The organism is Massilia sp. CFBP 13721, assembly GCF_014842025.1.
Lineage (GTDB): Bacteria > Pseudomonadota > Gammaproteobacteria > Burkholderiales > Burkholderiaceae_D > Telluria.
In genome coordinates, this window is record NZ_JACYUY010000003.1 from 92,470 (window position 1) to 115,266 (window position 22,797).

The following is a 22,797-nucleotide window of genomic DNA, read 5'->3' on the forward strand; positions in this document are numbered from 1 at the left end:
CCGGCGCCGGCACGCCACGGGCCGCACCATAAAAAAAGCCCCCGGCCGAAACCGGGGGCTTTGTTCGTATTGCCGCCGCGCGCGCGGCGACAATCCGGCTACCGTGTTTACTTGAAGCGGTAGTTGTACTCGACGGTGAACTTCGCCGAACGTGGTGCGGTGAAGTACGACGGCATTTCGTACGTGGCGACACGTGCATAGTCGTCGTTGTACGCCTCGTAGACCTTCTGGATCGACTGGTCGTTGAGGACGTTGTAGACGTCCATGCGCAGCGACAGGCCCTTGGCGAAGACTGGGCGGTAGACCAGGTTCAGGTCCAGGGTCTTTTCCCACGGCAGACGGCCAATGGTGCCACGCGGCGACAGGGTGTTCTCTTCGCCAGTTGCGCCGAAGCAGTAGTGCGCTGCCGAGTTGTAGTGGTAGCCCGAATCGATGGCGGTCGGATCGGCGCCCGAGCACGAACGTGGACGGCCCGACGCCAGCAGCAGGTTCGCGCCTGCGGTGATTTCAGGCGTCACGTCGTAGAAACCGAACGCCTTGATCTGGTGCTTGCGGTCGTTCGGCAGCAGGCCGTATGCACCGACCATCAGCTCCGGGAAGTCCCAGGTTTGGGTTGCCGAGACATCGCCCTGGGCGCTGGTGGTATCCGACAGGGTCTGGCCTTCGGTGTTACCGCGGCTGCGCGACAGCGTGTAGTTGATGCGGCCATACCAGCCGTTGCGGTATGGATGTTCAGCGAACACGTCGAGTGCAGCGTAGGTACGCTTCGGCTTGTCGAAGCCCAGCTCTTCGGCGCTCAGGTTGACCTTGGTGTAGGTCTGGTTGCCTGCGTAGTCGACCAGGAACTCGTTGCCGCGGCCCGGGTTGAACGTGGCGCAACCGAAACCGCCATAGTTCGAGGTGTCGATGTTGTTACGCTCGGCGTAAGCGTCGAACGGACGTGGATCGCACAGGTCGTCGATCGTCGACTTCAGCTTGCGGTAGGTGACCTTGGCGCCGAAGTTCAGGTTCGGGCTGAATGCACGCTCCATGCCGATCGTGAACTCGTCCTGGTAGGCCGGTTTCATGTTCTGCGCAGCGACGGTCTTCGGATCCTTGGCCTGGCCGTATTCGTTGTTGTTCGAAACCGGTTCGGTCAGCTGGGTCGTGCCGGTCGGCAGGCCGTTGGCATCGGTACCGTTGTAGGTGTAGTACTGGAAGGTGTACGTCGAGCCGTTGGCGCCACGCAGCGCGACCATGGTCGGGATCTGGATGGTGTAGCGGCCCAGGCTACCGAAGACCTTGAACGAGGCGTCGCCATTCACGTCCCACGACGCATTCACGCGTGGGGCGTACTGGTTCTTCATCTCGATGTACTTGGTGTTGTCCTGGTTGGCGTTGTAGAAGCCTTCACGACGCAGACCGGCGGTCAGCAGGACGTCTTTCGTGACTTGCCAGCGGTCTTCCAGGTACTGTGCATCCTGGCCGGCATAGGCGTTCGAAATGGTCGAGTAGATGATGTTGCGGACGTAGTAACCCTGGGCTGCCAGGCCGCCGAACTGGGCCAGCGCCGGCAGGCTGCCGCCCGACACGTTGATCGGCTGGTTCGGGGTCGTGGTGCGCTGGTACTGGATCAGGCTGCCACCGGCGTAGGCTTCGCCGGCGCCGGTCGAGACCGCCTTGTTGTTGTCCAGGCCCGCACGCAGGGTGTGGTTGCCCAGCTTGTATTCCAGGTCCAGGCGCTTCGAGGTGACGTCGTCCTTCGAGCCGCTCAGTGGAATCGTGCTCGTGACGCGCTGGCCGGCGACATAGCTCAGGCCCGGCGCGCGGTTGGCCGCGGCAGCCGACACTTGCGGCAGGTTCGGGTTGTAACCGACCGGCTCGTAGATGTGACGCGACTGGGTCTTGCCGTACAGCGCGTTGATCGTCAGGTTATCGGTGAGGTTGCCGATATAGCGCAGGCTCTGCAGCTCGCCGCCGTTGGCGTTGGCCGGGCCGAATTCCTGGTGGATCGACGAAGTGACGGTCGAGCCGACTGCGCGCGTGGCGTAGTCGTACGAACGGTAGTCGTAATCGGTCTTCGGCAAGTCGCCGATGGCCGTGAATTCCAGACGGTGGTTGTCGTTGATGTTCCAGTCCAGCTTGCCGTAGTAGCGCTTGGTCGTGGTTTCCGCATTGCGGAAGCCACTATTGTTCAGCGTGGTGGAAGTCGTGCTGCCGACGACCTGGTCCGACTCGGACTTGGTCTGTTCCAGGGCCACGAAACCGAACAGGGTGTCGGGGATCAGCGGACCGCCAACCCAGGCCGAAGTCTGGGTCTGCTGCAGTTTGTTGTCCTGGCGGCGCAGGTACAGGGTGCCGTCGGTATCAAAGGCGCCGGTGTTCGCGTAGTACTGATCGCGGTAGCTGGCGCGGGTCGAGCGCGGGGTGATCGACGCCATGGCGCCGGCTTCCCAGGTGTTGGTGCCCGACTTGGTGGTGATGTTCACCACACCGCCGGTCGAGCGGCCGAATTCGACGCCGAAGCCGCCGGTCAGGATCTGTGCCTGGGCGATCGCGCCGAACGGCAGTTCCATCGCGCCCAGCTGGGTCAGCGCATTGGTGGCGACCATGCCGTTGATGTAGTACGCGTTTTCCGATGCGCCGCCGCCGCCGAAGCTGGCGCCTGCCGGGTAGCTCGGGTCGCCGCGGGTGGTGTTCGGTGCCAGCTGGACGATCGATTCGACGTTGCGGCCGATCGGCAGGCGTTCGAGTTCGCGCGCGGTGAAGGTCGCGCCGTTGTTCGAGCTCGACACGTCGATGCGGTTGCGGCGGCCGGTCACGCGGACCGATTGCACGCCTGCGGTGCCGGCGACAGCGGCTGGCGCATCGAAGCTCGCTTCGACGCCCTGGCCAGCCAGGACTTCCAGCTGGGTGGTGCCGACGGTGGCGCCGCCCTTGGTCAGGGTGACGGTGTAAGTGCCGATTGGCAGACTGGTGACGCGGAAGTTACCGGTTGCGTCAAGCGTGGCCGAGCGCGTTGCGTTGGTGTCGTTGCTCTTCAGAACAACGGTATCGCCCGAACCGGCGGCGACCTTGCCGAATACCGTACCCGAGGCGTTCGATTGCGCCATGGCGGTCGGCATTACGGCTACGGTAATAGCACTGGTTGCGAAGGCAACCTGTAACGCGCGAACCAAAACTTTGTTTCTCAACATGTCTATTCCTATTTGATTATCAGCCTGTCGGCTGTTCTGTCTCCACAAAGAGACCTGTGCATCGGCCCAGCTTCTCCCCCTCACCGTCACGTTGACCTGGTCAACGTTCACCTGTGGCGAATGAATGTTACTGAACTTACAAATAAAAACATGTCGTGTGCATATGTGTCAACGGGAAGCGTTACATTTGTGCAAATCTGCAACAGAAAAATACTACACAACCCTAAAAACCAGTATGTACATACTTGGTATGAGTCCTTTGTAGTCGTTTTATGTACATACAGACGAACAATTGTTACAGCAAATTTTCCGTAAATATAGACAGATCATGGGCACCGCTGATTCAACTATGTAGTTCTACTACAAAGGGTGTTTATTCAGCCACCTGCAGGCATTGCAGCCATGCACCGGCGATCCCGGCAATGCGCAGGCGATGAGAAAAGGCAGGTGCGGTCGAAGAAGAAACCGGTGGCGGCGAGCGGGGACTAGCGTGCGCGCGGCCGAGGGCGGCGCAAAAAAAAACCGCCGGTTCGCACCGGCGGTTTCAGCATCCACGATGCGGGAGCGTTGCTCCCGCGCGTTCTTCGATTAGAACTTGTAGTTGTACTCTGCGGTCAGTTTCACCGAGCGTGGCGCGGTGTAGCTGATGACGTTGCCGTACAGCGGATTGACGCCGGCGCCGCTGTTATACGACTCGGTCATGTTCTGCGCACCCTGGCGATTCAGGATGTTGAACACGTCGACCTTCAGGGCCAGGCCCTTCAGGAAGGCTGGGCTGTAGGCGGCGTTCATGTCGATACGGAAGTCCCAAGGCTGGCGGCCGAGGGTACCGCGTGGGGTTGCCACGCCGTTGCAGAAGAAGAACTCCGAACCGTAATCCGTTGCCGGGTTGTGGGCGTCGTAGTAAGCATCAGGCAGGTTGCCGATACAGTTCTTCGGACGGCCCGAGGCGACCAGCAGGTTACCGCCGATGCTGATTTCATCGGTGAACTGGTAGAAGCCGTAGGCCTTCAACTGATGCTTGCGGTCGTTCGGCAGCAGGCCGTCGGCGTTCAGCGTCAGTTCCGGCATGTCGAACACGGCGGTGGTCGACACGTCAGCCTGGCCCGAATCCGAACGGGTCTGGCCTTCGGTGTTGCCCTTGTTGCGCGACAGCGTGTAGTTGATCTTGCCGTACCAGCCGTTACGCAGCGGGTGTTCCGCGAACAGGTCCAGCGCCGCATACGTACGCTTGACCTTCGGATAGCCCAGTTCCTCGGCCGTCAGGTGGACCGGGGTCAGCTGGCCGCTGCCGTAGTCGACCTGGAAGTCGTTGTCTTCGCCTGGATTGAACAGGAAGCACGACGACGAGAAGTCTGCGGCGCCGGCGATGCCGTTGGCGATGCCGTAACGCTGGAATGGACGCGAATCGCAGAAGTCATCGATGCCCGAGCGCAGCTTACGGTAGGTGAATTTCGCGCCGAAGTTCAGGTCAGGCGAGAAAGCACGTTCGAAACCGAGGATCAGCTCGTCCTGGTACAGCGACTTCATGTTTTGAGCAGCAACGGTGCGCGGGTCTTTCGACTGGCCGAATTCGTTGTTGGTCGAGGTCACACCCGACAGTTCCTGCAGGCCGGTCGGCGCGCCGGTGGTCTGGTCGATGCCGGTGTAGGTGTAGTACTGCTGGGTGAACAGCGAAGCACCGGCTGCACGCACGGCCACGTTGGTCGGCATCTGCAGGTGGTAGCGGCCCAGGTTACCGAAGACTTTCAGGGAGTTGTCGCCCATCACGTCCCAGGTCACGCCCAGGCGTGGCGCCAGCTGGTGACGCATCGACACGTATGCCTGGCGATCGCCGTTGTAGTTGGTGAACTGCTCGTTACGCAGGCCGGCCTTGATCAGGACGTCCTTCGTGACTTGCCACGAATCTTCGATGTACTGCGCCTGCTGGTTGACCGTCGGGGTCGACACGCCGGACACGATGATCTTGTTGACGTAGTAACCCTGGGCGCCAAAGCCGCCATTGCTGGCTGGTGCACGTACCTGCGAACCCAGTGGCAGGTTCGGGTTGGTTGCACGCAGGTACGACCAGGTACCGCCGCCGGCGCGGCTGGTGCCGGCCTTGGATTCGATCTCGTTCTTGTCCATACCGACACGGATCGTGTGGTCGCCGACCTTGTACTGCAGGTTGAACGACATGACGTCCTGCTTGTCGAAGGCGCCGTCGGTCAGCAGGTTGCCGCTGACTGGCTGACCGGTCACGTAGTTCAGGCCAGGAATGCGCGTGGTCGGGGTCGACGAGGTCTGGAACACGCCAGGACGGAAGTTGAACGGCACATACACGTGCTCGGTCATGCTCGAGCCGATCATCGCGGTCAGGGTGACGTCGTCCGACAGGTTACCCGTGTAGTTCAGGACCTTGATCTCGGCGCCGACGCGTGCCGCCACCGGGGTTGGGCCGTAGCTTTCGTAGTACGCGCCGCCGTTCTTGGTCTGGCCGCGACCCAGCGGCTCGATGCCGTTGACGGCCGCGGTACCGTAGTTGAAGCCGTAGTGCGAACGATCCGACTTCGGATCGTCATGGATGTACGTACCTTCCAGGCGGTGGTTGTCGTTGATGTTCCAGTCGAGTTTCACCAGGGCGCGGTTGGTCGTGTCCTTGCGCTCTTCCCAGCCGGTGTTGATGGCGGCGGTGCTGTCGCTCGACAGGCGGGTGTTTTCGAAGTCGGTCTGGGTACGCTCGACGTTCGCGAACAGGAACAGCTTGTCCTTGATGATCGGGCCGCCGACGAAGACGCTGGCGATGTGCTGCGAACGCTCGTTGTCCTTGTTGTACAGGTAGAGCTTGCCGTCGCTGACCGTGCCGTTGTTCGGATAGTAGATGCTCTTCGGGCTCGCGCGCAGCGCGTTCGGCTCGGTGCTGACGCTGCCGCCGACTTCCCAGTTGTTGGTACCGCTCTTGGTCTGGATGTTGATGACGCCACCAGTCGAGCGGCCGAATTCGGCGCCGAAGCCGCCGGTCAGCACTTGCGCCTGGGCGATCGAACCGAACGGCAGTTCGGAAGCGCCGACCTGGAACAGCACGTTGGTGACAGGGAAACCGTTGATGTAGAACGCGTTTTCGGATGCAGCCGAACCACCGAAGCTTGGCGCATTGCCGTCGCCGTAGCGCGAGTCGCCGCGGGTCGTGTTTGGCGCCAGCTGGATGATCGAAGCAACCGTTGGCGTGATTGGCAGCTTGGCCAGTTCGCGCGCGGTGAAGGTAGCACCACTGTTGGTATTCGAAACGTCGATCCGCGAACGGCGGCCGGTCACTCTAACGGCCTGGACGGTTGCAGCGGTGAACGATGCATTCGTACCCTGGCCGACGTTGACGTCCACTTCCAGCGTGTTGACGACCGCGCCACCGCGCGTGACTTCGACGATGTAGCGGCCGACTGGCAGCGCGCTGACCTGGTAGCGGCCGTTCGCCTCCGGCGTCGCGGTGCGGCGCAGGCCCGTTTCAGGATTACGGACGACGACCGTCGTACCGGCGGCAGTCTCGACCTGGCCGTAGATGTTACCGGAGGCATTGGACTGTGCCATGACTGGATTCGTCACCGCCATCGCGACTGCCGAAGCGCCAAGCGCGACTTGCAGTGCACGGACCAGAACTGTTTTCTTCAACATGTGTGTGATTTCCTAATTTTATAGCGTCTCTATTGATCGGCTTTGTTTTACAGTTTTTTAAACCACTTCCATACTGCGCTATCTCACTACATCCTCATTATTTTTGGCCGAGAGATTAATCGGCCTCAAATTTCGATTGAATTGCGTCCAAACGTTATCTGATCGAAACATAAAACCATAGCAAAAGTACTAGTGTCAACGAACAACTGTTTCCGACGTGCATATAAACAACAGAGTTATAAAATTGAGCTAAGAGCAACGAAACATTCTTCCCAAACTGATGCAGTGCAGCGTAAATATGCACCATGACATACATATTTCGCACCATAAGAGTGCGCAATTTAAATGTCGTTATTTCACATGATCGTGATCTACTGAAATGAGATCGGGAGTCGATTTATATTGCATTGCAATAAAATCGATGAAAATTCACACGCTGCGCCAGCCGGTGGCGTCGATCATGCTGTGGCGCCAGGCCGCTGTCGGGTTAAAATACGCGTTTGCCAGCTGCTGTCATCGTCGTCTGCGGCACAGTGGCCGCCCTATCCGGAATTCCCATGCTGCGAATCAACGAACTCAAACTTCCCCTCGACCACCCCGACCACGCGCTGCGCGATGCGGTCCTCCAGCGTCTCGGCATCGATGCCATCGACCTGATCGACTTCAACGTCTTCAAGCGCAGCTACGACGCGCGCAAGAAAGCCGCCATCGTCCTGATCTATGCCATCGACGTCGAAGTGAAGAACGAGGCCGCGGTGCTGGCGCGCCTGCAGAAGGACCCTACCATCCTCCGTTCGCCCGACACCGGCTACAAGTTCGTCGATGCCGCCCGTCCGCCGGCCGGCACGCCGCGCCCGGTCGTGGTCGGCACCGGCCCCTGCGGCCTGTTCGTGGCGCTGATCCTGGCGCAGATGGGTCTCAATCCGCTGGTGCTCGAGCGCGGCAAGGTGGTGCGCGAACGTACCGTCGACACCTTCGGCTTCTGGCGCAAGCGCAAGCTCAATACCGAGTCGAACGTCCAGTTCGGCGAAGGCGGCGCCGGCACCTTCTCGGACGGCAAGCTCTACAGCCAGGTCAAGGACCCGAAGCACTACGGCCGCAAGGTGCTGACCGAATTCGTGAAGTCCGGCGCGCCGGAAGAGATCATGTACGTCAGCAAGCCGCACATCGGCACCTTCCGCCTGGTCAAGATGGTGGAACAGATGCGCGCCGAGATCCTGGCGCTGGGCGGCGAGATCCGTTTTGAAACCCGCGTGGACGACATCGTGGTCAGCGACACCGGTGGCGTGCGCCAGGTGCGCGGCGTGGTGCTGGCCAATGGCGAGCACATTCCGACCAACCACCTGGTGATGGCGGTCGGCCACAGTGCGCGCGACACCTTCGAGATGCTCTACAACCGCGGCGTGTACGTGGAAGCCAAGCCCTTTTCCATCGGCTTTCGCGTCGAGCACCCGCAATCGCTGATCGACGTCTGCCGCTTCGGTCCGAACGCCGGCAACAAGATCCTCGGCGCGGCCGACTATAAAATCGTGCACCACGCCTCGAATGGCCGTTCGGTGTACAGCTTCTGCATGTGCCCGGGCGGCACCGTGGTTGCCGCTTCCTCCGAAGAAGGCCGCGTCGTCACCAACGGCATGAGCCAGTATTCGCGCAACGAACGCAATGCCAACAGCGCCATCGTGGTCGGCATCACGCCCGAAGACTATCCGGGCCACCCGCTGGCCGGCATCGCCTTCCAGCGCGAACTCGAGTCGCGCGCGTTCCTGTTAGGGGGAAGTACCTATGACGCGCCGGGCCAGTTGATGGGCGATTTCGTGCGCGGCGTGGCCTCGAAAGAATTCGGCTCGGTGATCCCCTCCTTCAAGCCGGCCGTGCACCTGACCGACCTCGCCCCTTCCCTGCCCGAATATGCGATCGTCGCCATGCGCGAAGCCTTCGTCGCCTTCGATAAGCAGATCAAAGGCTACTACAAGGAAGACGCGGTGCTGACCGGCGTCGAAACGCGCACCTCGTCGCCGATCCGCATCAAGCGCCGCGACGACGACCTGCAAAGCCTGAACACGCGCGGCCTGTTCCCGGCCGGCGAAGGCGCGGGCTACGCCGGCGGCATCATGTCGGCGGCGATCGACGGCATCCGCGTGGCCGAAGCGGTGGCCCTCGCCATGGGCGTGCCGGTGCCTGCGCTGCAGGACTGATCGCTTGAGCGCCCAGGCCCCTGCTCCCGTGACCGGTGCCGGCGTGCTGGCGCCCTTCTTCGCCATCGTCGGCTCGCTCATCTCGGTGAACGTCGGCGCGGCCTATGCCAAGGGCCTGTTCCCGCTGGTGGGCAGCGCCGGCATCACGGCCACGCGCGTGGGCCTGGCCAGCATCCTGCTGCTGGCCTTCTGGCGTCCCTGGCGCGCACGCCTGGCGCGCGCGGACGCCATCAACGTCGCCATCTACGGCGTCATGCTCGGCATGATGAACCTGCTGATCTACGCCGCCTTTGCGCGCATCCCGATCGGGGTGGCCATCGCCATCGAAGTCATCGGTCCGCTGGCGGTGGTGGTGCTGTCCTCGCGCCACGCACGCGACTTCGTCTGGGTCGGCTGCGCCGCCTTCGGCCTGTGGCTGCTCGCGCCGAGCGCGGGATCGGCTCCGCTCGATCCGCTCGGCGTGGCCGCGGCGCTCGGCGCCGGCTTTTGCTGGGCCATGTACATCGTCTTCGGCAAGCGCGTCTCGACCCTGCGCGGCGGCCACGTGGTCGCCTGGGGCATGCTGGCGGCCGCGCTGTGCACGGTGCCGGTCGGGATCGCCCAGGCCGGCGCCGCGCTGTTCGCGCCGCAGGTGCTGGTCGGCGGCCTGGTGGTGGCCCTGCTGTCGTCGATCCTGCCCTATTCGCTGGAAATGATGGCGCTGTCGCGCCTGCCGCGGCGCGTGTTCGGCATCCTGGTCAGCGCCGGGCCCGCGGTGGGCGCGCTGGCGGGTTTTTTCGTGCTCGGCGAAATCCTGAGCACGACGCAGTGGCTGGCGATCGGGATGATCGTGGTCGCCACGGCGGGCAGCGCGGCGACGGCGGGGCGCAGTTAAGCTATAACCAGCCCGATTTCTTGAATCGATAATATAAATAGCCGCAGACGGCGCACATGATGAATACCGCCGTCGGATAGCCATACTTCCATTTCAGCTCCGGCATGAATTCGAAATTCATGCCCCAGACGCCGGCAAACGCGGTGAATACCGCAAAGATCGCGGCATAGGCGGCGAGCTTTTTATTGATGTCGTTTTCCTCGATGGTGACCATCGACAGCGTTACCTGGATCGCGGTGGCGATGGTGTCGCGGATGGTATCGAGGCGGCCCGCAATGCGCAGCAAATGGTCGTGGATATCGCGGAAATACGCTTGCGTATGCTCGGCCAGGGCGGGCACGCGCCCGCCATGCAGGCGCCCGACCGCATCCATCAGCGGAATGACCGCGTGGCGCAGCACCAGCGTATTGCTTTTCAAATCGTAGAGGCGCTCGATGTTGTCGCGCTGGGCGCCCTGGCCGCCGAAGATGCGGTCCTCGATCGACTCGAGATCGGATTCGAGTTTATCGACCACCGGGAAATAGCGGTCGACGACGGCGTCCATCAGCGCATACAGCACGAAGCCGGACCCCATTTTCAGCAAGCGCGGCTCGCGCTCGGCGCGCGCGCGCACGCCCAGGAAACCCTGGGCCGAATCGCGCCGCACCGACAGCACGTAGTTCGGGCCGGCGAAGATCGCCACTTCGCCCGAGCACAGCTCGTCGCCGCTCAGGTTGACGGTATGGACGACGGTGAACAGCGAGTCGCCGTCGTATTCCTCGAGCTTGGGGCGCTGGTGGCCGCGCGAGGCATCTTCGATCGCCAGTTCGTGCAGGCCGAATTCCTCCTGCATCTTGAGCAGTTCGGCCGCATCCGGATCGCGCAGCGCGACCCAGACGAAGCAGTCGGGTTGTTTCAGGTACTCGCTGATATCCTCGACCGGGATATCGGACAGTTTCTTGCCTTCCTGGTAGGCGACGCAGTTGATCAGCATGGGTGCAATGGATGGGACAACGATACCAGAGCTTACACCATGTGGCTCCTGCCCTACTCTTCGCGGGCGCCGTCGATCCCCAACTCGACGATCTTGCGCGTGATCGTATTCCTGCCGATCCCCAGCCGCATGGCCGCATCGTTCTTGCGCCCGTGCGTGTGCTTCAGCGCCGTCTTGATCAGCGCCGACTCGAACTGTTTGCCGAGCGTGTCCATCACCTCGAACTGGCCGGCGCTGAGCATGCTGGCGGCCTGCAGTTCCAGGAGGCCGATCCAGCCGTCCGGCGTCGGCGGCAGCGTCAAGGGGGCCGAAGCCGGGACGCCGCCTTCGGCCGGCGCGGCCACGAAGGAGGATGCGCCCGCCGGCGCCTGGGTCAGGTCGCGCGGCAAGTCCTTGATCTCGACCGTCTGGCCGGGGGCCATCACGGTGATCCAGTTGCACAGGTTTTCCAGCTGGCGCACGTTGCCGGGCAGTTCCAGGCTGGAGAGGAAGCGCATGGCGCTGTCGCTCATGCGCTTCGGTTCGACGCCCAATTGGTGTGCGCTCTGCACCAGAAAGTGGCGCGCCAGCAGCGGGATGTCCTCGCTGCGTTCGCGCAGGCTGGGCAGGCGCAGGCGGATCACGTTCAGGCGGTGATACAAATCTTCGCGGAACAGGCCGTCGCGCACGCGCTGTTCCAGGTTCTGGTGCGTCGCCGCGATGACACGCACGTTGGCTTTCACGGGCTGGTGGCCGCCGACGCGATAGAAGTGGCCGTCGGAGAGCACGCGCAGAAGGCGCGTCTGCAAATCGAAGGGCATGTCGCCGATCTCGTCGAGGAACAGCGTGCCGCCCTCGGCCTGCTCGAAGCGGCCGCGCCGCATCGCCTGGGCGCCGGTAAATGCACCGCGTTCGTGGCCGAACAGTTCCGACTCCAGCAGATCTTTCGGGATCGCCGCCGTGTTCAGCGCGATGAACGGTTGCTGCACACGCGGGCTGTGCTTGTGCAGGGCGCTGGCGACGAGCTCCTTGCCGGTGCCGGATTCGCCGGTGATCAGGACCGTCACGTTCGACTGCGACAGGCGGCCGATGGCGCGGAACACTTCCTGCATCGCCGGCGCCAGGCCGAGGATCTCGGGCGTCTCGGCGGGCGCCGCTTCGACGCTGGCTTCGCGCAGGCTCTCTTCCAGGGCGCGGCGGATCAGCGAGACGGCCTTGTCGATGTCGAAGGGCTTGGCGAGGTAATCGAAGGCGCCGCCCTGGAACGAGGCGACGGCCGAGTCGAGGTCGGAAAAGGCGGTGATGATGATGACCGGCAGGCCGGGATGCTTCGCCTTGACGGCTTGCAGCAGGTCGATGCCGGATTCGCCCGGCATGCGGATGTCCGATACCAGCACCTGCGGCGTGTCGGTTTCGAAGGCGGCCAAGGCGTCGCGCGCGTTGGCGAAGCTGCGCGTTTCAAGATTCTCGCGCGCCAGGGCTTTTTCGAGCACCCAGCGGATCGATGCGTCGTCGTCGACAATCCAGATTGGTTTCATGTAGGTCGTGCTTTCCGCAGTAGATTCGTCTTGGACCCGGCGGCGGAAACACGGCCGCTTCTTATGGAAGCGGCAGCAGGATCCGGAAATCCGTCAGTCCAGGCCGGCTTTCGCACTCGATCATGCCCAGGTGCTGCTGCACGAAGGTTTGCGCCAGCGTCAGCCCCAGGCCGCTGCCGCCATCCCTGCCCGACACCAGCGGGTAGAAGATACGGTCGCGGATCTCCGGTGCGATGCCCGGTCCATTGTCGATGATATGCAAGTCTAATGCCAGCCCGTAACGGACCTTCGCCAGCGTGACCTGGCGCGCCACGCGGGTGCGCAAGACGATCTCGGCGTCGCCCGCCGCAATGCGGCTGGACAGCGCCTGGGCGGCATTGTGGACGATGTTCAGGACCGTCTGGATCAGCTGTTCCTTGTCGCCCCTGAACTCGGGAATCGAGGCATCGTAGTCGCGCCGGATGCTCAGGCCGTTGGGGAATTCGGCCAGCACCAGCGAACGCACGCGCTCGCACACTTCGTGGATGTTGACGTCGCCGACGATATGCGGTTTGCGGTGCGGCGCCAGCAGGCGGTCGACCAGGGTTTGCAGGCGGTCGGCTTCCTTGATGATGACCTGCGTGTACTCTTTCAGCTCGCCGAGGTGCAGCGGCGGCAGTTCGAGCTCCAGCAGTTGCGCCGCGCCGCGGATGCCGCCCAGCGGGTTCTTGATCTCGTGCGCGAGATTCCTGATCAGTTCCTTGTTGGCCTGGCTCTGGTCGAGGAAGCGCTCCTCGCGGTCGAGCTTCAGTTGCTGGACGTTTTCGCGCAGCTCCATCAGGACTTCGCCGTTGTCGAGCGCGCTGGCGATCGAGTGCACGTGCAGGACTTCGCGGCCGGGCCGCTCCAATGCCAGGTCCTGGCGCAGGTCGGCGTACTGGTGGGCGCGGGTCTGTTCGCACAGGGCGGCCAGTTCGTCGCCGTTGGAAAACAGCGCGGCCAGGGTCTGGCGCGACAGCGATTTGAGGGAGGCGTCGAGCATGTTCTCGGCCGCCGGATTGGCATAGCGCACGCGGTCGTGCGCGTCGACCAGCAGCACGCTGGAAGCCAGCAGTTCCAGGCCGGCGAAGCGGCCCGGCTGCGGTGGATGCTCGGGCGGGTTCATCGTACTCATTTTATATTGGCGATCTCGCGCCGCAGCGCTTCGATATTGCGTTCGGTGCGGCTGATGTCGTCGCGCATGCCGGCCACGCGTTCCTGGTACTTGGCGTAGTTGCGCTCATTGCCCTGGCGTTCCGGCTCGCCGTTGTTGAAGCTCTGGCGCAGGCCGGCCAGTTTGGCTTCTTCGGCGCGCAACTCTTCGTTCAGGATGCCGCGGCGGTCGTCGTCGCGGACGCGCTGCTGCGAGGTGTCCACGCGCGGGAAATTCGAGGGACTCGGCGTGCTCGCCGCAGGTGCCGCTGCCTGATTACTCGCACGCGGCGCGACCGGCGCCGGGCCACGGCGTTCCGGCGGCGCCGGGATATAGCCGGGCAGGTCGAGCGCCTTGCAGCCCTTCTTGCCGGTATCGGTGAACTCGACGCGCCCTTGCGCATCGACGCATTTGTAGACGGTGGTCTGGGCCTCGGCCGCGCCGCTGAACAGCACGCCGGCAGCCAAGGCAAAACGGGTCACACTGGTAGTCATTCGCATCGGTAGCAGCGGCACGGCGGGCGTGCAGTATAAAGGTGAGCCGAATATACCGCATCCATAAAAAAACGCGGGGAAAGCCACCGGCCTTCCCCGCGTTTGTTACCTGCGCTTACAGCTTTTGATGCCGTGGCGCAACGGATTTACAAAGGATTACGACGAGTAGTACATGTCGAATTCGAGCGGGTGCGGGGTCATGCGCATGCGCTGGACTTCGCCCATTTTCAGTTCCAGGTAGGCGTCGATCATGGCGTCGCTGAACACACCGCCGCGGGTCAGGAACTCGCGGTCCTTGTCCAGCGCTTCCAGGGCTTCCTCGAGCGAAGCGCAGACGGTCGGGATCAGCTTGTCTTCTTCCGGCGGCAGGTGGTACAGGTCCTTCGAGGCCGCTTCGCCCGGATGGATCTTGTTCTGGATGCCGTCCAGGCCGGCCATCAGCAGCGCCGAGAAGCACAGGTAGACGTTGGCCAGCGGGTCCGGGAAGCGCACTTCGATGCGGCGGCCCTTCGGATTGGCGACGTGCGGGATGCGGATCGAAGCCGAACGGTTCTTGGCCGAATACGCCAGTTTCACCGGTGCTTCGTAGCCAGGCACCAGGCGCTTGTACGAGTTGGTGCCCGGGTTGGTGATCGCGTTCAGTGCCTTGGCGTGCTTGATGATGCCGCCGATGTAGAACAGCGCCGTTTCCGACAGGCCGGCATAGCCGTCGCCCGCGAACAGGTTCTTGCCGTCTTTCCAGATCGACTGGTGCACGTGCATGCCCGAGCCGTTGTCGCCGTTGATCGGCTTCGGCATGAAGGTGGCGGTCTTGCCGTAGCTGTGGGCGACGTTCCAGACCACGTATTTCAGGTTCTGGGTCCAGTCGGCGCGCTCGACCAGGGTCGAGAAGCGGGTACCGATTTCGTTCTGGCCGGCGCCGGCCACTTCGTGGTGATGCACTTCGACCGGGATGCCGAGCGATTCGAGGATCAGGCACATTTCCGAGCGCATGTCCTGGAAGCTGTCGACCGGCGGCACAGGGAAGTAGCCGCCCTTGACGGTCGGACGGTGGCCGCTGTTGCCTCCTTCGGTTTTCGCGTCGGTCGACCACGAAGCTTCGTCCGAATCGATTTTCACGAAGCAGCCCGACATGTCGACTTTCCAGCGGATCGAATCGAAGATGAAGAATTCAGGCTCCGGACCGAAGAAGGCGGTGTCGCCCAGGCCGGTCGACTTCAGGTACGCCTCGGCGCGCTTGGCGATCGAGCGCGGATCGCGGTCGTAGCCCTTGCCGTCCGACGGTTCGATCACGTCGCACTGCATGAAGATCGTCGTTTCTTCCATAAACGGATCGATGTTGGCGGTGGACGGGTCCGGCATCAGGAGCATGTCCGATGCTTCGATACCCTTCCAGCCGGCGATCGACGAGCCGTCGAACGCGTGGCCCGACTCGAATTTGTCGAGGTCGAAGTGCGACACAGGAACGGTGACGTGCTGCTCTTTACCGCGGGTATCCGCGAAGCGGAAATCCACGAACTTGACTTCGTTGTCCTTCACCATCTGCATCACATCTGCGGCGGTCTTTGCCATGCGGTTTCTCCTGAATGAAATTGGGGTGTCGCCAGACGGGCGAGGTCCTTATGGACCGGTCAGCCTGCCTGCAACATGCTCGCAGGAATATATGCAGGAACCATGCCAGCGTTTCCAGCATGAAGAAATGCATAATCCTTCTATGGAACGCGGGGAGTTTAACCATAAAATCAGGAGCAAGCCGGAAATATCCAACCGTGCAGCCCTGCTCATCATTTGCACCATTGTGGTGCAAAGCAGTATGAGCGCACCATTTTGATGCACCGTGCACCGTTTCGGCAAGCGTGCGCCGGTACGGTGCAGAACTCACAAGGACAGCGATGAAGACAAGCAAGGAGATCCTCGACGCCGCACGCGAGCGCGCCCCCGGCCAGCCCTATGCCGGTGCGGTCACGCCCGACGAAGCCTACATGCTGCTGCAGGCGGCGCCCAACGTGAAACTGGTCGACGTGCGCACCAATGCCGAGCGCGACTGGGTCGGCCGCGTGATGGTGCCGGAAGGCCAGCACCTGGCGGTCGAATGGGCGACTTACCCGGGCGGTCAGCCGAATCCTCAATTCGGTGCGCAACTCGAAGGCGCGGCCGGCAAGGACGAGATCCTGCTGTTCCTGTGCCGCTCGGGCGTGCGTTCGCGCCACAGCGCGCGCGTCGCGACCGAGCTCGGCTATGCCAATGCTTACGACATCCTGGAAGGGTTCGAAGGCGACAAGGATGGCGAAGGCCACCGCAAGACGATCGGCGGCTGGTGCAAGGCGGGCTTGCCCTGGGTCGGGGCATGATGAACGGGCCCGCGCTCCTGATGGACGCACAGCGCCTGATGTTCCGGCGCCGTTACGCCGAAGCATTCGCGCTTGTCAGCCGGCTCTACGCGCACGCGCAGGAACCCGCGGATTCCCCCGGCCGTTCGGCGCTGGACCGCGCGTTGTACTTATGGGGAGAACTAGCCGGGCACCACGCACCGGCGCACGCCGCGCTGGCCCGGGTGCGCGACGATCTTGCCGCCATCCTGCGCACCGGCCCGCCGGACCGGACGCTGCTCCGGCGGGTCGCCACGCTGGACGCCAGCCTGGGCGAGGCGGCGCATACGCGCACGCTGTTCCTGGAATTGACCGAGCACGACACGGCCCTGGCAGCGATGTATGCGCATGCGGTGTTGCCGGCCCTGATCGCCGTCGGCGACTTCGCACTGGCGGAACGCTTGTTGTCCGATCCCGAGCAGGTGGTGCACGACGAGAGCGCGTTCCTGAACCGGGAATTCGCCAGTCGCCGCATGCGCGCTTACACCAGGGCGCCCCGGATCGCGGCGAGCATCCATAACTATGCCGCCGAAATCAGGAAAGTCCTGCGCGTGCTCGAAGGCCGCGGCCGCATCGACGATGCGCGCCGCCTCCATACGATGGCCATCGACGCGATCCCGGCAACCACGCTCCGGCGCGCGGTGCGCACTGCCCTGCAGCCCGGCGCCCAACCCTGGTATGCACGCGGCCGGCCAGAGCTGCACAAGAAGCGAACGAAGGAGCGGCTGCGGCATCGCCGGCTACTGGCGAAAGGGGCGCGCGGGCTGGCGCCGGCGGTAGTATGAAGATCAGACCCGTAGGGTGGGCGGCTATACCCTGAATGCTGTACAACCGCTGCCTTGACGCCGCCCACGCCGACGATGTTCACCCGGTGCTGTGGAGCCGACCACCCTACCTCCTTGTACCGGTCGACGGTAGGGTGGGCGCCCTGTGCCCACGCGAAAGCATGCGCGGTGTTGGCTCCGTTGTGATGGAACGTCTACGCATCGTTCCGCGTGGGCACAGGGCGCCCACCCTACAGCGTCATCAATTCGCCGGCAGCACCATCACCTGCACGCCCGAGGCCGACGCTGGCGCGCGGTAGACGCGCTGGGTCGCTTTCTTGAAATCCTCGGGCTTCGCCTGCGGGATCGACATGAACGTTTGCGGGTTCAGGTCGACCAGCGGGAACCACGAGCTCTGCACCTGCACCATGATGCGGTGGCCGCGGCGGAAGGTGTGGTTGACGTCGCCGATGGCGAAGCTGAGCGCTTCGACCTTGCCCGGCACGAAGGGCTCGGGCTGCTCGAAGCTGTGGCGGAACTTGCCGCGCAGCGGATTGCCGCGCACCAGTTGCTGGTAGCCGCCCATCTCCACTGTGGGAGCGGCGACCTCGCCGCCCTTGTGCTCAACAGGCGTTTGCGGATACGCGGACGGATACACGTCGATCAGTTTCACCACCCAGTCGGCGTCCGTCCCCGTGGTCGAGACGAACAGCTTGGGCGTCACCGGGCCGGCGATCGTCACGTCTTCTTCCAGCACCTCGCTTTGATACACCAGCACGTCGGGCCGCGTCGCGGCGAAGCGCTGGTCGGAGACCATGTATTCCTTTGGCATGCCGGTAGCGGCATAGCCGATGAAGGGGACCGGCTTGAGCGGGTCGGCCACGTATTCGTCGTAGGCTGGCATCACAGCAACCCCGGCGGCGGCCGGCTGCGTCCATGCCAGCTTGCCGCCGGCGCCGAAGTACAGCGTGCGCGATTTGGCCTGCTGCGGCGGCCAGGCGTTGTAGCGGCGCCAGACGTTGCTGCCGGTTTCGAACGCCGTGACTTCGGCAATCGGCGCCGCCGGCTTGACGCCTTTCAGGTGCTGTTCGAAGAACGGGAATTGCAGCTTCTTGCGAAACCAGGCCGCGGTCGCGCTGTCGAAGTTCACATGGCCGAGCCGTGCGCCCTCGCCGCGCGCCCAGCCGCCATGCACCCACGGCCCGATCACCAGGCTGTTGACGATGCCGGGATTCTGTTTTTCGATGGCGCCATAGGTGGTGAACGGACCCTGCGGGTCTTCCGCGTCGAACCAGCCGCCCACCGTCAGCACGGCCGCCTTGATGTTCTTCAGGTGCGGCGCGATCGCGCGCGATTGCCAGAAGCTGTCGTAGGTGTCGTGCTCGATGTTCGGCATGAACAGCGCGCGCTGCTCGCGGCTCATGCTGGCGGCGATGTTCGACAGGGTCAGGTGCCCCAGGAAGAAGTCGTAGCCGCTGGTGGTGCCGTAGTCGAATCCGGCCCAGGTCTTGGGCAGCGGGGTCGGGTTCTGCGCTTCGGTGAAGGCGGCGTAGAAACCGAAGTTCGCGGCCAGCATGAAGGCGCCGCCGTGATAGGAATCGTCGCCCATGTACAGGTCGGTCACCGGCGCCTGCGGCGAGGCCGCCTTGATCGCCGGGTGCGAATCGATGATGCTGGCCGCCGTATAAAAGCCCGGATAACTGATGCCGTGGATGCCGACTTTGCCGTTGTTGTTGGGGACGTTCTTCAACAGCCAGGCCACGCTGTCGTGCATGTCCTGGCTTTCGATGCCTTCGCCGGCGGCGCGCTTGGCCTGGCCGTGCGGCGTCATTTCCTGCCACTTCCCTTCCGACATGTAGCGCCCGCGCACGTCCTGCTCGACGAAGATGTAGCCGGCATCCTCGAATTCGCGCGACGGCCCGATGTGCTCCGGGAACCAGTCGACGCCGTAGCGCAGTTCGCCCTGGGCCTCGACGCCGGCGCTGTAGGGCGTGCGCGTCATCAGGAAGGGATAGGGGCGGCTGGCGTCCTTGGGCACGTACACGACCGTGAAGAGTTTGACGCCGTCGCGCATCGGGATGCGGTATTCGTACTTGGTATAGCTGGCACGCAGGTTGTGCCTGGCGACTGGCGCATCAGCCTCGGCGGCCTGGGCGGCCAGGCTGGCGCCGGGGCCAAAGGCAAGCGCCAGGCTCAGCGCAAGAAGGGACAGCGGACGACGCATGGCGGATTCTTTCTGGACGAATACACGGGGCCGCCAGTGTAATCTGTTTCAGAAAGGAATTGTCATGCGGTCAAGTTGAATAGACGGCGCGCCGGCAGGACCGGCGCGCCCTGCTTGCATTCAGCGTACACACTGGCGCTGCGCACCCACGCTGCCCTGCGGCGGTTCGATCATCGGCATCAGGCTTGGCGCCAGCGTCACCAGCAGCTGCACCGGCAAGGCGCTGGTGAAGTCGTAGTTTTCCGACTGCGGACCGTGCACGTACGCGGTCATCGACCCGAAGAAGCGCTCGCCGATGTTGAAGACAAAGGTCGCCGACCGGTTCACGTAACGCGACTCGATCAGGCGCCCGCCGCGGGCATACACGTCGAAGCGCTGGTCGCCGGTGCCGGTCTTGCCGCCGACGGCAATCACGTTGCCGTCCGCCGTGGCAAACGCCGTCTTGACGCGCTTGGCGGTGCCTTCCGAGACCACGCCGCGGATCGCATTGGCCACCGCACGCGCGACTTCCGGCGCCAGCACGACTTCCTGCTCGACTTTCGGCGCGCGCTTCACCAGCGTCTCGTATGGCGTGTCCTTGGCGAAGTGCAGCGAATCGATGCGCTCCACGGGTTTCCTCACGCCGCCGTTGATGATGATGCCCATCAGTTCGGCCAGCGCGGCTGGCCGGTCGGCCGACGCGCCCAGCGTGGTCGCATACGACGGCACCAGCGAGTCGAACGGATAGCCCATCTTCTTCCACTGGGCGTGGATCTTGAGGAAGGATTCGACTTCCAGCAGGCCGGCGATGCGCTTGTCCTGGGCGTTCTTGCGGTTGGTCTTGAACAGCCAGGAATACACCTCCTGGCGTTCCTTGACACTGGCTTTCACCGCTTCGCTCCAGCCGGCTTTGGCATGGGTGCGCAGGTAGCCGACCAGCCACAGTTCCAGCGGGTGGGTCGAGGCGACGTAGCCGCGGTCGGCGAGCGACATGTTGGCCGGCGCGTACTGCTCGTACATCTTCTCGATGCGCTCCTGGTCGACTTCGTTGGTCGGCAGCGAGGCATTGATGAAGGCGCCGAATTCCTGCAGCGTCGCGTTCGGGGCGATCGTGCGGTGCACGGCGGCCAGCTTCGAGGCCGCCGGACGCACGCCGGCCAGCAGCAGCGCCTGCGCTTCCGGATAGGTCTTGCCCTTGTACTTGTTCCAGAACTTGGCCAGGAAGGTTTTACCCTCGGCGTCGGCAAAGCGCGCCAGGTATTCGGCGCGGCGCGGATCGTCGGCGTCGGCCAGCAGCGCCGCCGAGGAGCCCGGCAGCTGGAACATGTAGTAGCGCGCCACGTCGCGCATCATGCGCACGAACACCAGATTGGTCGACTGCTGCAGCGCGTGCTGCACGGTCATGATCTTGCCGTTGTCGAGCTTGCTGAAGTTGCCGAAATAATGCAAGCCGCCGCCGGTGAAGAAGCCTTCACCCGGATTGGCCGAGTATTTTCGCTCCATCGCCGCCGCCAGCATCGGCGCCAGGCCACGGTCGGCGTTCGCCGGCAAGGTCTGGAAGTATTCGACGGCCCACTGGCTGAGGCGGTCCTTCGGATCGATGCGCACTTCGCGCAGCGCCTTCGGGTCCATGTCGCCATAACGCTTGTGCAACTGGTCGACGATGTCGAGGTAAGTCACGAGCGTGCGCAGCTTGGCGGTCGAGCCGAGGTCGAGCTTGGCCTGCTCGTTGATGTCGAGCGGCTGGTCGTAGTTGTCGGTCTGGACGCGCAGGTAGTTGACGTTGGTGCCGCGCTCCATCAGCGTGAAGCTATAGACCACCTTCGACGGGTCGCCGTTGCCGAGCATGCCCTTGCCGGTCAGGCCGGCTTCCGCCGCCGCTTCCGGCGTGGTCAGGCGGCGCAGCGCGGCCGAGACGGCTTGCTGGGCTTCGGAGTCGAGCGTCGACACCACCGACATGTCGAGGCGGTCGAGGTTGTACAGGCGCGGTTCGCCCAGCAGGTAGCCGAGGTGGTTGCGCACCGCGTTCGCGGCCTTGCGCGAGACAAAGGTGTTCGCTGCCGGCGCTTCGACGCCGGAGCCGAGCGCCGGTTTCAGTTTCACGGCGAGCGCGGCGTCGCGCAGCTGCGGCGTGATCACGCCGGCTTGCGCCAGCACGCGCAGGTGGCTGTTGGTCAGCGTCTCGAGGTCGGCTTCGCCGGCGCCGAGGTAATACGCCGGGCGGCGCTGCGCGATCATCAGCGACAGCGCTTCCTTGTAGACCAGCACCGCTTCCGGCGTGTCCATGCGGCCCTTCAGCGTTTCGCTGACTTTCTTGAAGTCGCGGCCGTACCAGACCCACATGCCGTCGCCGATGCCGTTGACTTCGCCGTAGCCGGGCTTGGCCGACAGCGGCACCGTGTTCAGGTAGTCGAGCACGATCTGGCGGCGTGAATTGGTCGTGTCTTCGCCGTCGCGGTAGGCGCGCAGCGTGGCCGAGGCCATCTGGATCAGCTTGTCTTCGAGCGAGGCGGTGCGCCCTTCCGGCGAGTGGCGGTATTTTTCGATCTGCGTGGCCAGGGTCGAGCCGCCGGCCACGCGGCCGCCGCCGCTGATGCCGATGGCCGAGAGCGACTTGTCGAACACGGCTTTCGAGAAGCGGTCCCATTCGACCGCCGGGTTGCGTTTCGGGTAGGCCGGGTCGAGCAGCTCGCGGTTCTCGATGAAGAGCAGGCTTTGCACCAGCAATTGCGGCGTGTCGTCGAAGCGCTCGTAGAAACGCTCCGGGAAGCGCGTCGCGAACAGCGGCTGGCTGCGGCAATCGAGGATCTCGAGGCCGGTGCGGGTCTTTTCGCTGTAGGTCGCGAACAGGCCGCGGTCGGCCAGTTCCAGCATCTTGGGCGACATGCGCGCCTGGGCGTCGATGATGTAGTCGCGCGTCTGCAGCTTGGTGAGGAAGGCCGGCATGTGCGAATAGCCGAGACGGGCGTCGTACGGGCTCTCGGCCGGGAAGCGGATCGCGGGGCTTGCACCCTTTTCCATGCGGTAGTGCACGTCTTTCATCATGCCGGCGAAGATTTTCGCCTGCAGCGTCGAGGTGCGCGTTTCGTAGACCGCATACGCCGAGCCGGCGGCCACGACCACCAGCAACAGGCCGAACAGGACCAGCTTGCCGCGTCCCCTGCCCTTCGGCGGTTCGCCTTCGTGCTCGGGCTCGGCCGTGCTGCCGGACCCATCGCCGCCGTCGGCGGCCTCGGTGACGAGGGACAGATGGGGCAAGGGCGGCGGCAACGGCGCTTCCTGTGCTTCCTGCGCTGACGCATCGATTGCGGGCGCGGCATTGCCGTCGGCTTGTCCGCGCAAGGCGCGAAATACGTTACGTGGCCGTTTGAAACGGCGGGTGCTTTCCATGATGGCTTAACCGGTGTGAATCG

Annotated in this window: 14 protein-coding genes; 5 read left to right on the plus strand and 9 right to left on the minus strand. The window is 63.7% G+C overall.

Going from position 1 to position 22,797, the window contains the following annotated elements:
• Nucleotides 1-107: 107 nt before the first annotated feature.
• Nucleotides 108-3,104 carry a TonB-dependent receptor gene (locus IFT60_RS03535; protein ID WP_229510671.1) on the minus strand — a complete coding sequence of 999 codons (2,997 nt, stop codon included), beginning with the start codon at nt 3,102-3,104 and terminating at the stop codon, nt 108-110.
• Between the two features lie 660 nt (nt 3,105-3,764).
• Nucleotides 3,765-6,740 (minus strand): TonB-dependent receptor, encoded by a 2,976-nt coding sequence (locus tag IFT60_RS03540; protein ID WP_229510672.1) that lies wholly within the window; start codon nt 6,738-6,740, stop codon nt 3,765-3,767.
• A 641-nt stretch (nt 6,741-7,381) separates the two neighbouring features.
• Between IFT60_RS03540 and IFT60_RS03545 the strand changes: the two genes are divergently transcribed.
• Both IFT60_RS03545 and IFT60_RS03550 read left to right on the plus strand, forming a co-directional pair.
• A complete protein-coding gene (locus IFT60_RS03545) occupies nt 7,382-9,019 on the plus strand; it encodes an NAD(P)/FAD-dependent oxidoreductase (RefSeq protein WP_192049568.1) in 1,638 nt (545 codons plus the stop codon).
• A 4-nt stretch (nt 9,020-9,023) separates the two neighbouring features.
• The gene (locus IFT60_RS03550; RefSeq protein WP_197986202.1) at nt 9,024-9,893 is read left to right on the plus strand and encodes an EamA family transporter; all 870 of its coding nucleotides are present in this window, start codon (nt 9,024-9,026) and stop codon (nt 9,891-9,893) included.
• A gap of 1 nt (nt 9,894) precedes the next feature.
• Here IFT60_RS03550 and corA read toward each other — a convergent pair whose 3' ends face one another.
• The 5 genes from corA to glnA all read right to left on the minus strand — a co-directional run bounded on the left by corA (nt 9,895) and on the right by glnA (nt 15,620).
• Nucleotides 9,895-10,866 (minus strand): magnesium/cobalt transporter CorA, encoded by a 972-nt coding sequence (gene corA, locus IFT60_RS03555; RefSeq protein ID WP_192049569.1) that lies wholly within the window; start codon nt 10,864-10,866, stop codon nt 9,895-9,897.
• A gap of 53 nt (nt 10,867-10,919) precedes the next feature.
• A complete protein-coding gene (gene ntrC / locus IFT60_RS03560; protein ID WP_192049570.1) occupies nt 10,920-12,383 on the minus strand; it encodes a nitrogen regulation protein NR(I) in 1,464 nt (487 codons plus the stop codon).
• Nucleotides 12,384-12,444: 61 nt separating this feature from the next.
• Entirely contained in the window at nt 12,445-13,527 is a 1,083-nt protein-coding gene (glnL, locus tag IFT60_RS03565) for a nitrogen regulation protein NR(II) (protein WP_192049985.1), read from the minus strand.
• A 5-nt stretch (nt 13,528-13,532) separates the two neighbouring features.
• Nucleotides 13,533-14,036 (minus strand): DUF4124 domain-containing protein, encoded by a 504-nt coding sequence (locus tag IFT60_RS03570; RefSeq protein WP_374000398.1) that lies wholly within the window; start codon nt 14,034-14,036, stop codon nt 13,533-13,535.
• A gap of 168 nt (nt 14,037-14,204) precedes the next feature.
• Nucleotides 14,205-15,620 carry a type I glutamate--ammonia ligase gene (gene glnA / locus IFT60_RS03575; protein ID WP_192049572.1) on the minus strand — a complete coding sequence of 472 codons (1,416 nt, stop codon included), beginning with the start codon at nt 15,618-15,620 and terminating at the stop codon, nt 14,205-14,207.
• Here glnA and IFT60_RS03580 point away from each other — a divergent pair.
• From IFT60_RS03580 to IFT60_RS03590, 3 genes are all read left to right on the plus strand, one after another.
• On the plus strand, nt 15,619-15,879 hold the full coding sequence (locus tag IFT60_RS03580; RefSeq protein ID WP_192049574.1) for a hypothetical protein: 261 nt from the start codon (nt 15,619-15,621) through the stop codon (nt 15,877-15,879). The two genes, glnA and IFT60_RS03580, sit on opposite strands and share 2 nt — an antisense overlap.
• A gap of 61 nt (nt 15,880-15,940) precedes the next feature.
• The gene (locus tag IFT60_RS03585; protein WP_192049576.1) at nt 15,941-16,399 is read left to right on the plus strand and encodes a rhodanese-like domain-containing protein; all 459 of its coding nucleotides are present in this window, start codon (nt 15,941-15,943) and stop codon (nt 16,397-16,399) included.
• Nucleotides 16,396-17,202, plus strand: a complete 807-nt coding sequence (locus IFT60_RS03590) for a hypothetical protein (RefSeq protein WP_192049578.1) — start codon at nt 16,396-16,398, stop codon at nt 17,200-17,202. Before IFT60_RS03585 ends, IFT60_RS03590 begins: the two co-directional genes overlap by 4 nt.
• A 241-nt stretch (nt 17,203-17,443) precedes the next feature.
• Here IFT60_RS03590 and IFT60_RS03595 read toward each other — a convergent pair whose 3' ends face one another.
• Complete coding sequence (locus IFT60_RS03595) at nt 17,444-19,405, minus strand: CocE/NonD family hydrolase (protein WP_192049580.1); 1,962 nt, start codon at nt 19,403-19,405, stop codon at nt 17,444-17,446.
• Between the two features lie 120 nt (nt 19,406-19,525).
• A complete protein-coding gene (locus IFT60_RS03600) occupies nt 19,526-22,774 on the minus strand; it encodes a transglycosylase domain-containing protein (RefSeq protein WP_229510673.1) in 3,249 nt (1,082 codons plus the stop codon).
• Between the last annotated feature and the right edge of the window lie 23 nt (nt 22,775-22,797).

Excerpts from the sequence above, each read along its gene's own strand:
- IFT60_RS03535 (WP_229510671.1), bottom strand. The coding sequence starts at position 3,104 with ATGCCGACCGCCATGGCGCAATCGAACGCCTCGGGTACGGTATTCGGC.
- IFT60_RS03540 (WP_229510672.1), bottom strand. The coding sequence starts at position 6,740 with ATGGCACAGTCCAATGCCTCCGGTAACATCTACGGCCAGGTCGAGACT.
- IFT60_RS03545 (WP_192049568.1), top strand. The coding sequence starts at position 7,382 with ATGCTGCGAATCAACGAACTCAAACTTCCCCTCGACCACCCCGACCAC.
- corA (WP_192049569.1), bottom strand. The coding sequence starts at position 10,866 with ATGCTGATCAACTGCGTCGCCTACCAGGAAGGCAAGAAACTGTCCGAT.
- ntrC (WP_192049570.1), bottom strand. The coding sequence starts at position 12,383 with ATGAAACCAATCTGGATTGTCGACGACGACGCATCGATCCGCTGGGTG.
- glnL (WP_192049985.1), bottom strand. The coding sequence starts at position 13,527 with ATGAACCCGCCCGAGCATCCACCGCAGCCGGGCCGCTTCGCCGGCCTG.
- IFT60_RS03580 (WP_192049574.1), top strand. The coding sequence starts at position 15,619 with ATGCGGTTTCTCCTGAATGAAATTGGGGTGTCGCCAGACGGGCGAGGT.
- glnA (WP_192049572.1), bottom strand. The coding sequence starts at position 15,620 with ATGGCAAAGACCGCCGCAGATGTGATGCAGATGGTGAAGGACAACGAA.
- IFT60_RS03585 (WP_192049576.1), top strand. The coding sequence starts at position 15,941 with ATGAAGACAAGCAAGGAGATCCTCGACGCCGCACGCGAGCGCGCCCCC.
- IFT60_RS03590 (WP_192049578.1), top strand. The coding sequence starts at position 16,396 with ATGATGAACGGGCCCGCGCTCCTGATGGACGCACAGCGCCTGATGTTC.
- IFT60_RS03595 (WP_192049580.1), bottom strand. The coding sequence starts at position 19,405 with ATGCGTCGTCCGCTGTCCCTTCTTGCGCTGAGCCTGGCGCTTGCCTTT.
- IFT60_RS03600 (WP_229510673.1), bottom strand. The coding sequence starts at position 22,774 with ATGGAAAGCACCCGCCGTTTCAAACGGCCACGTAACGTATTTCGCGCC.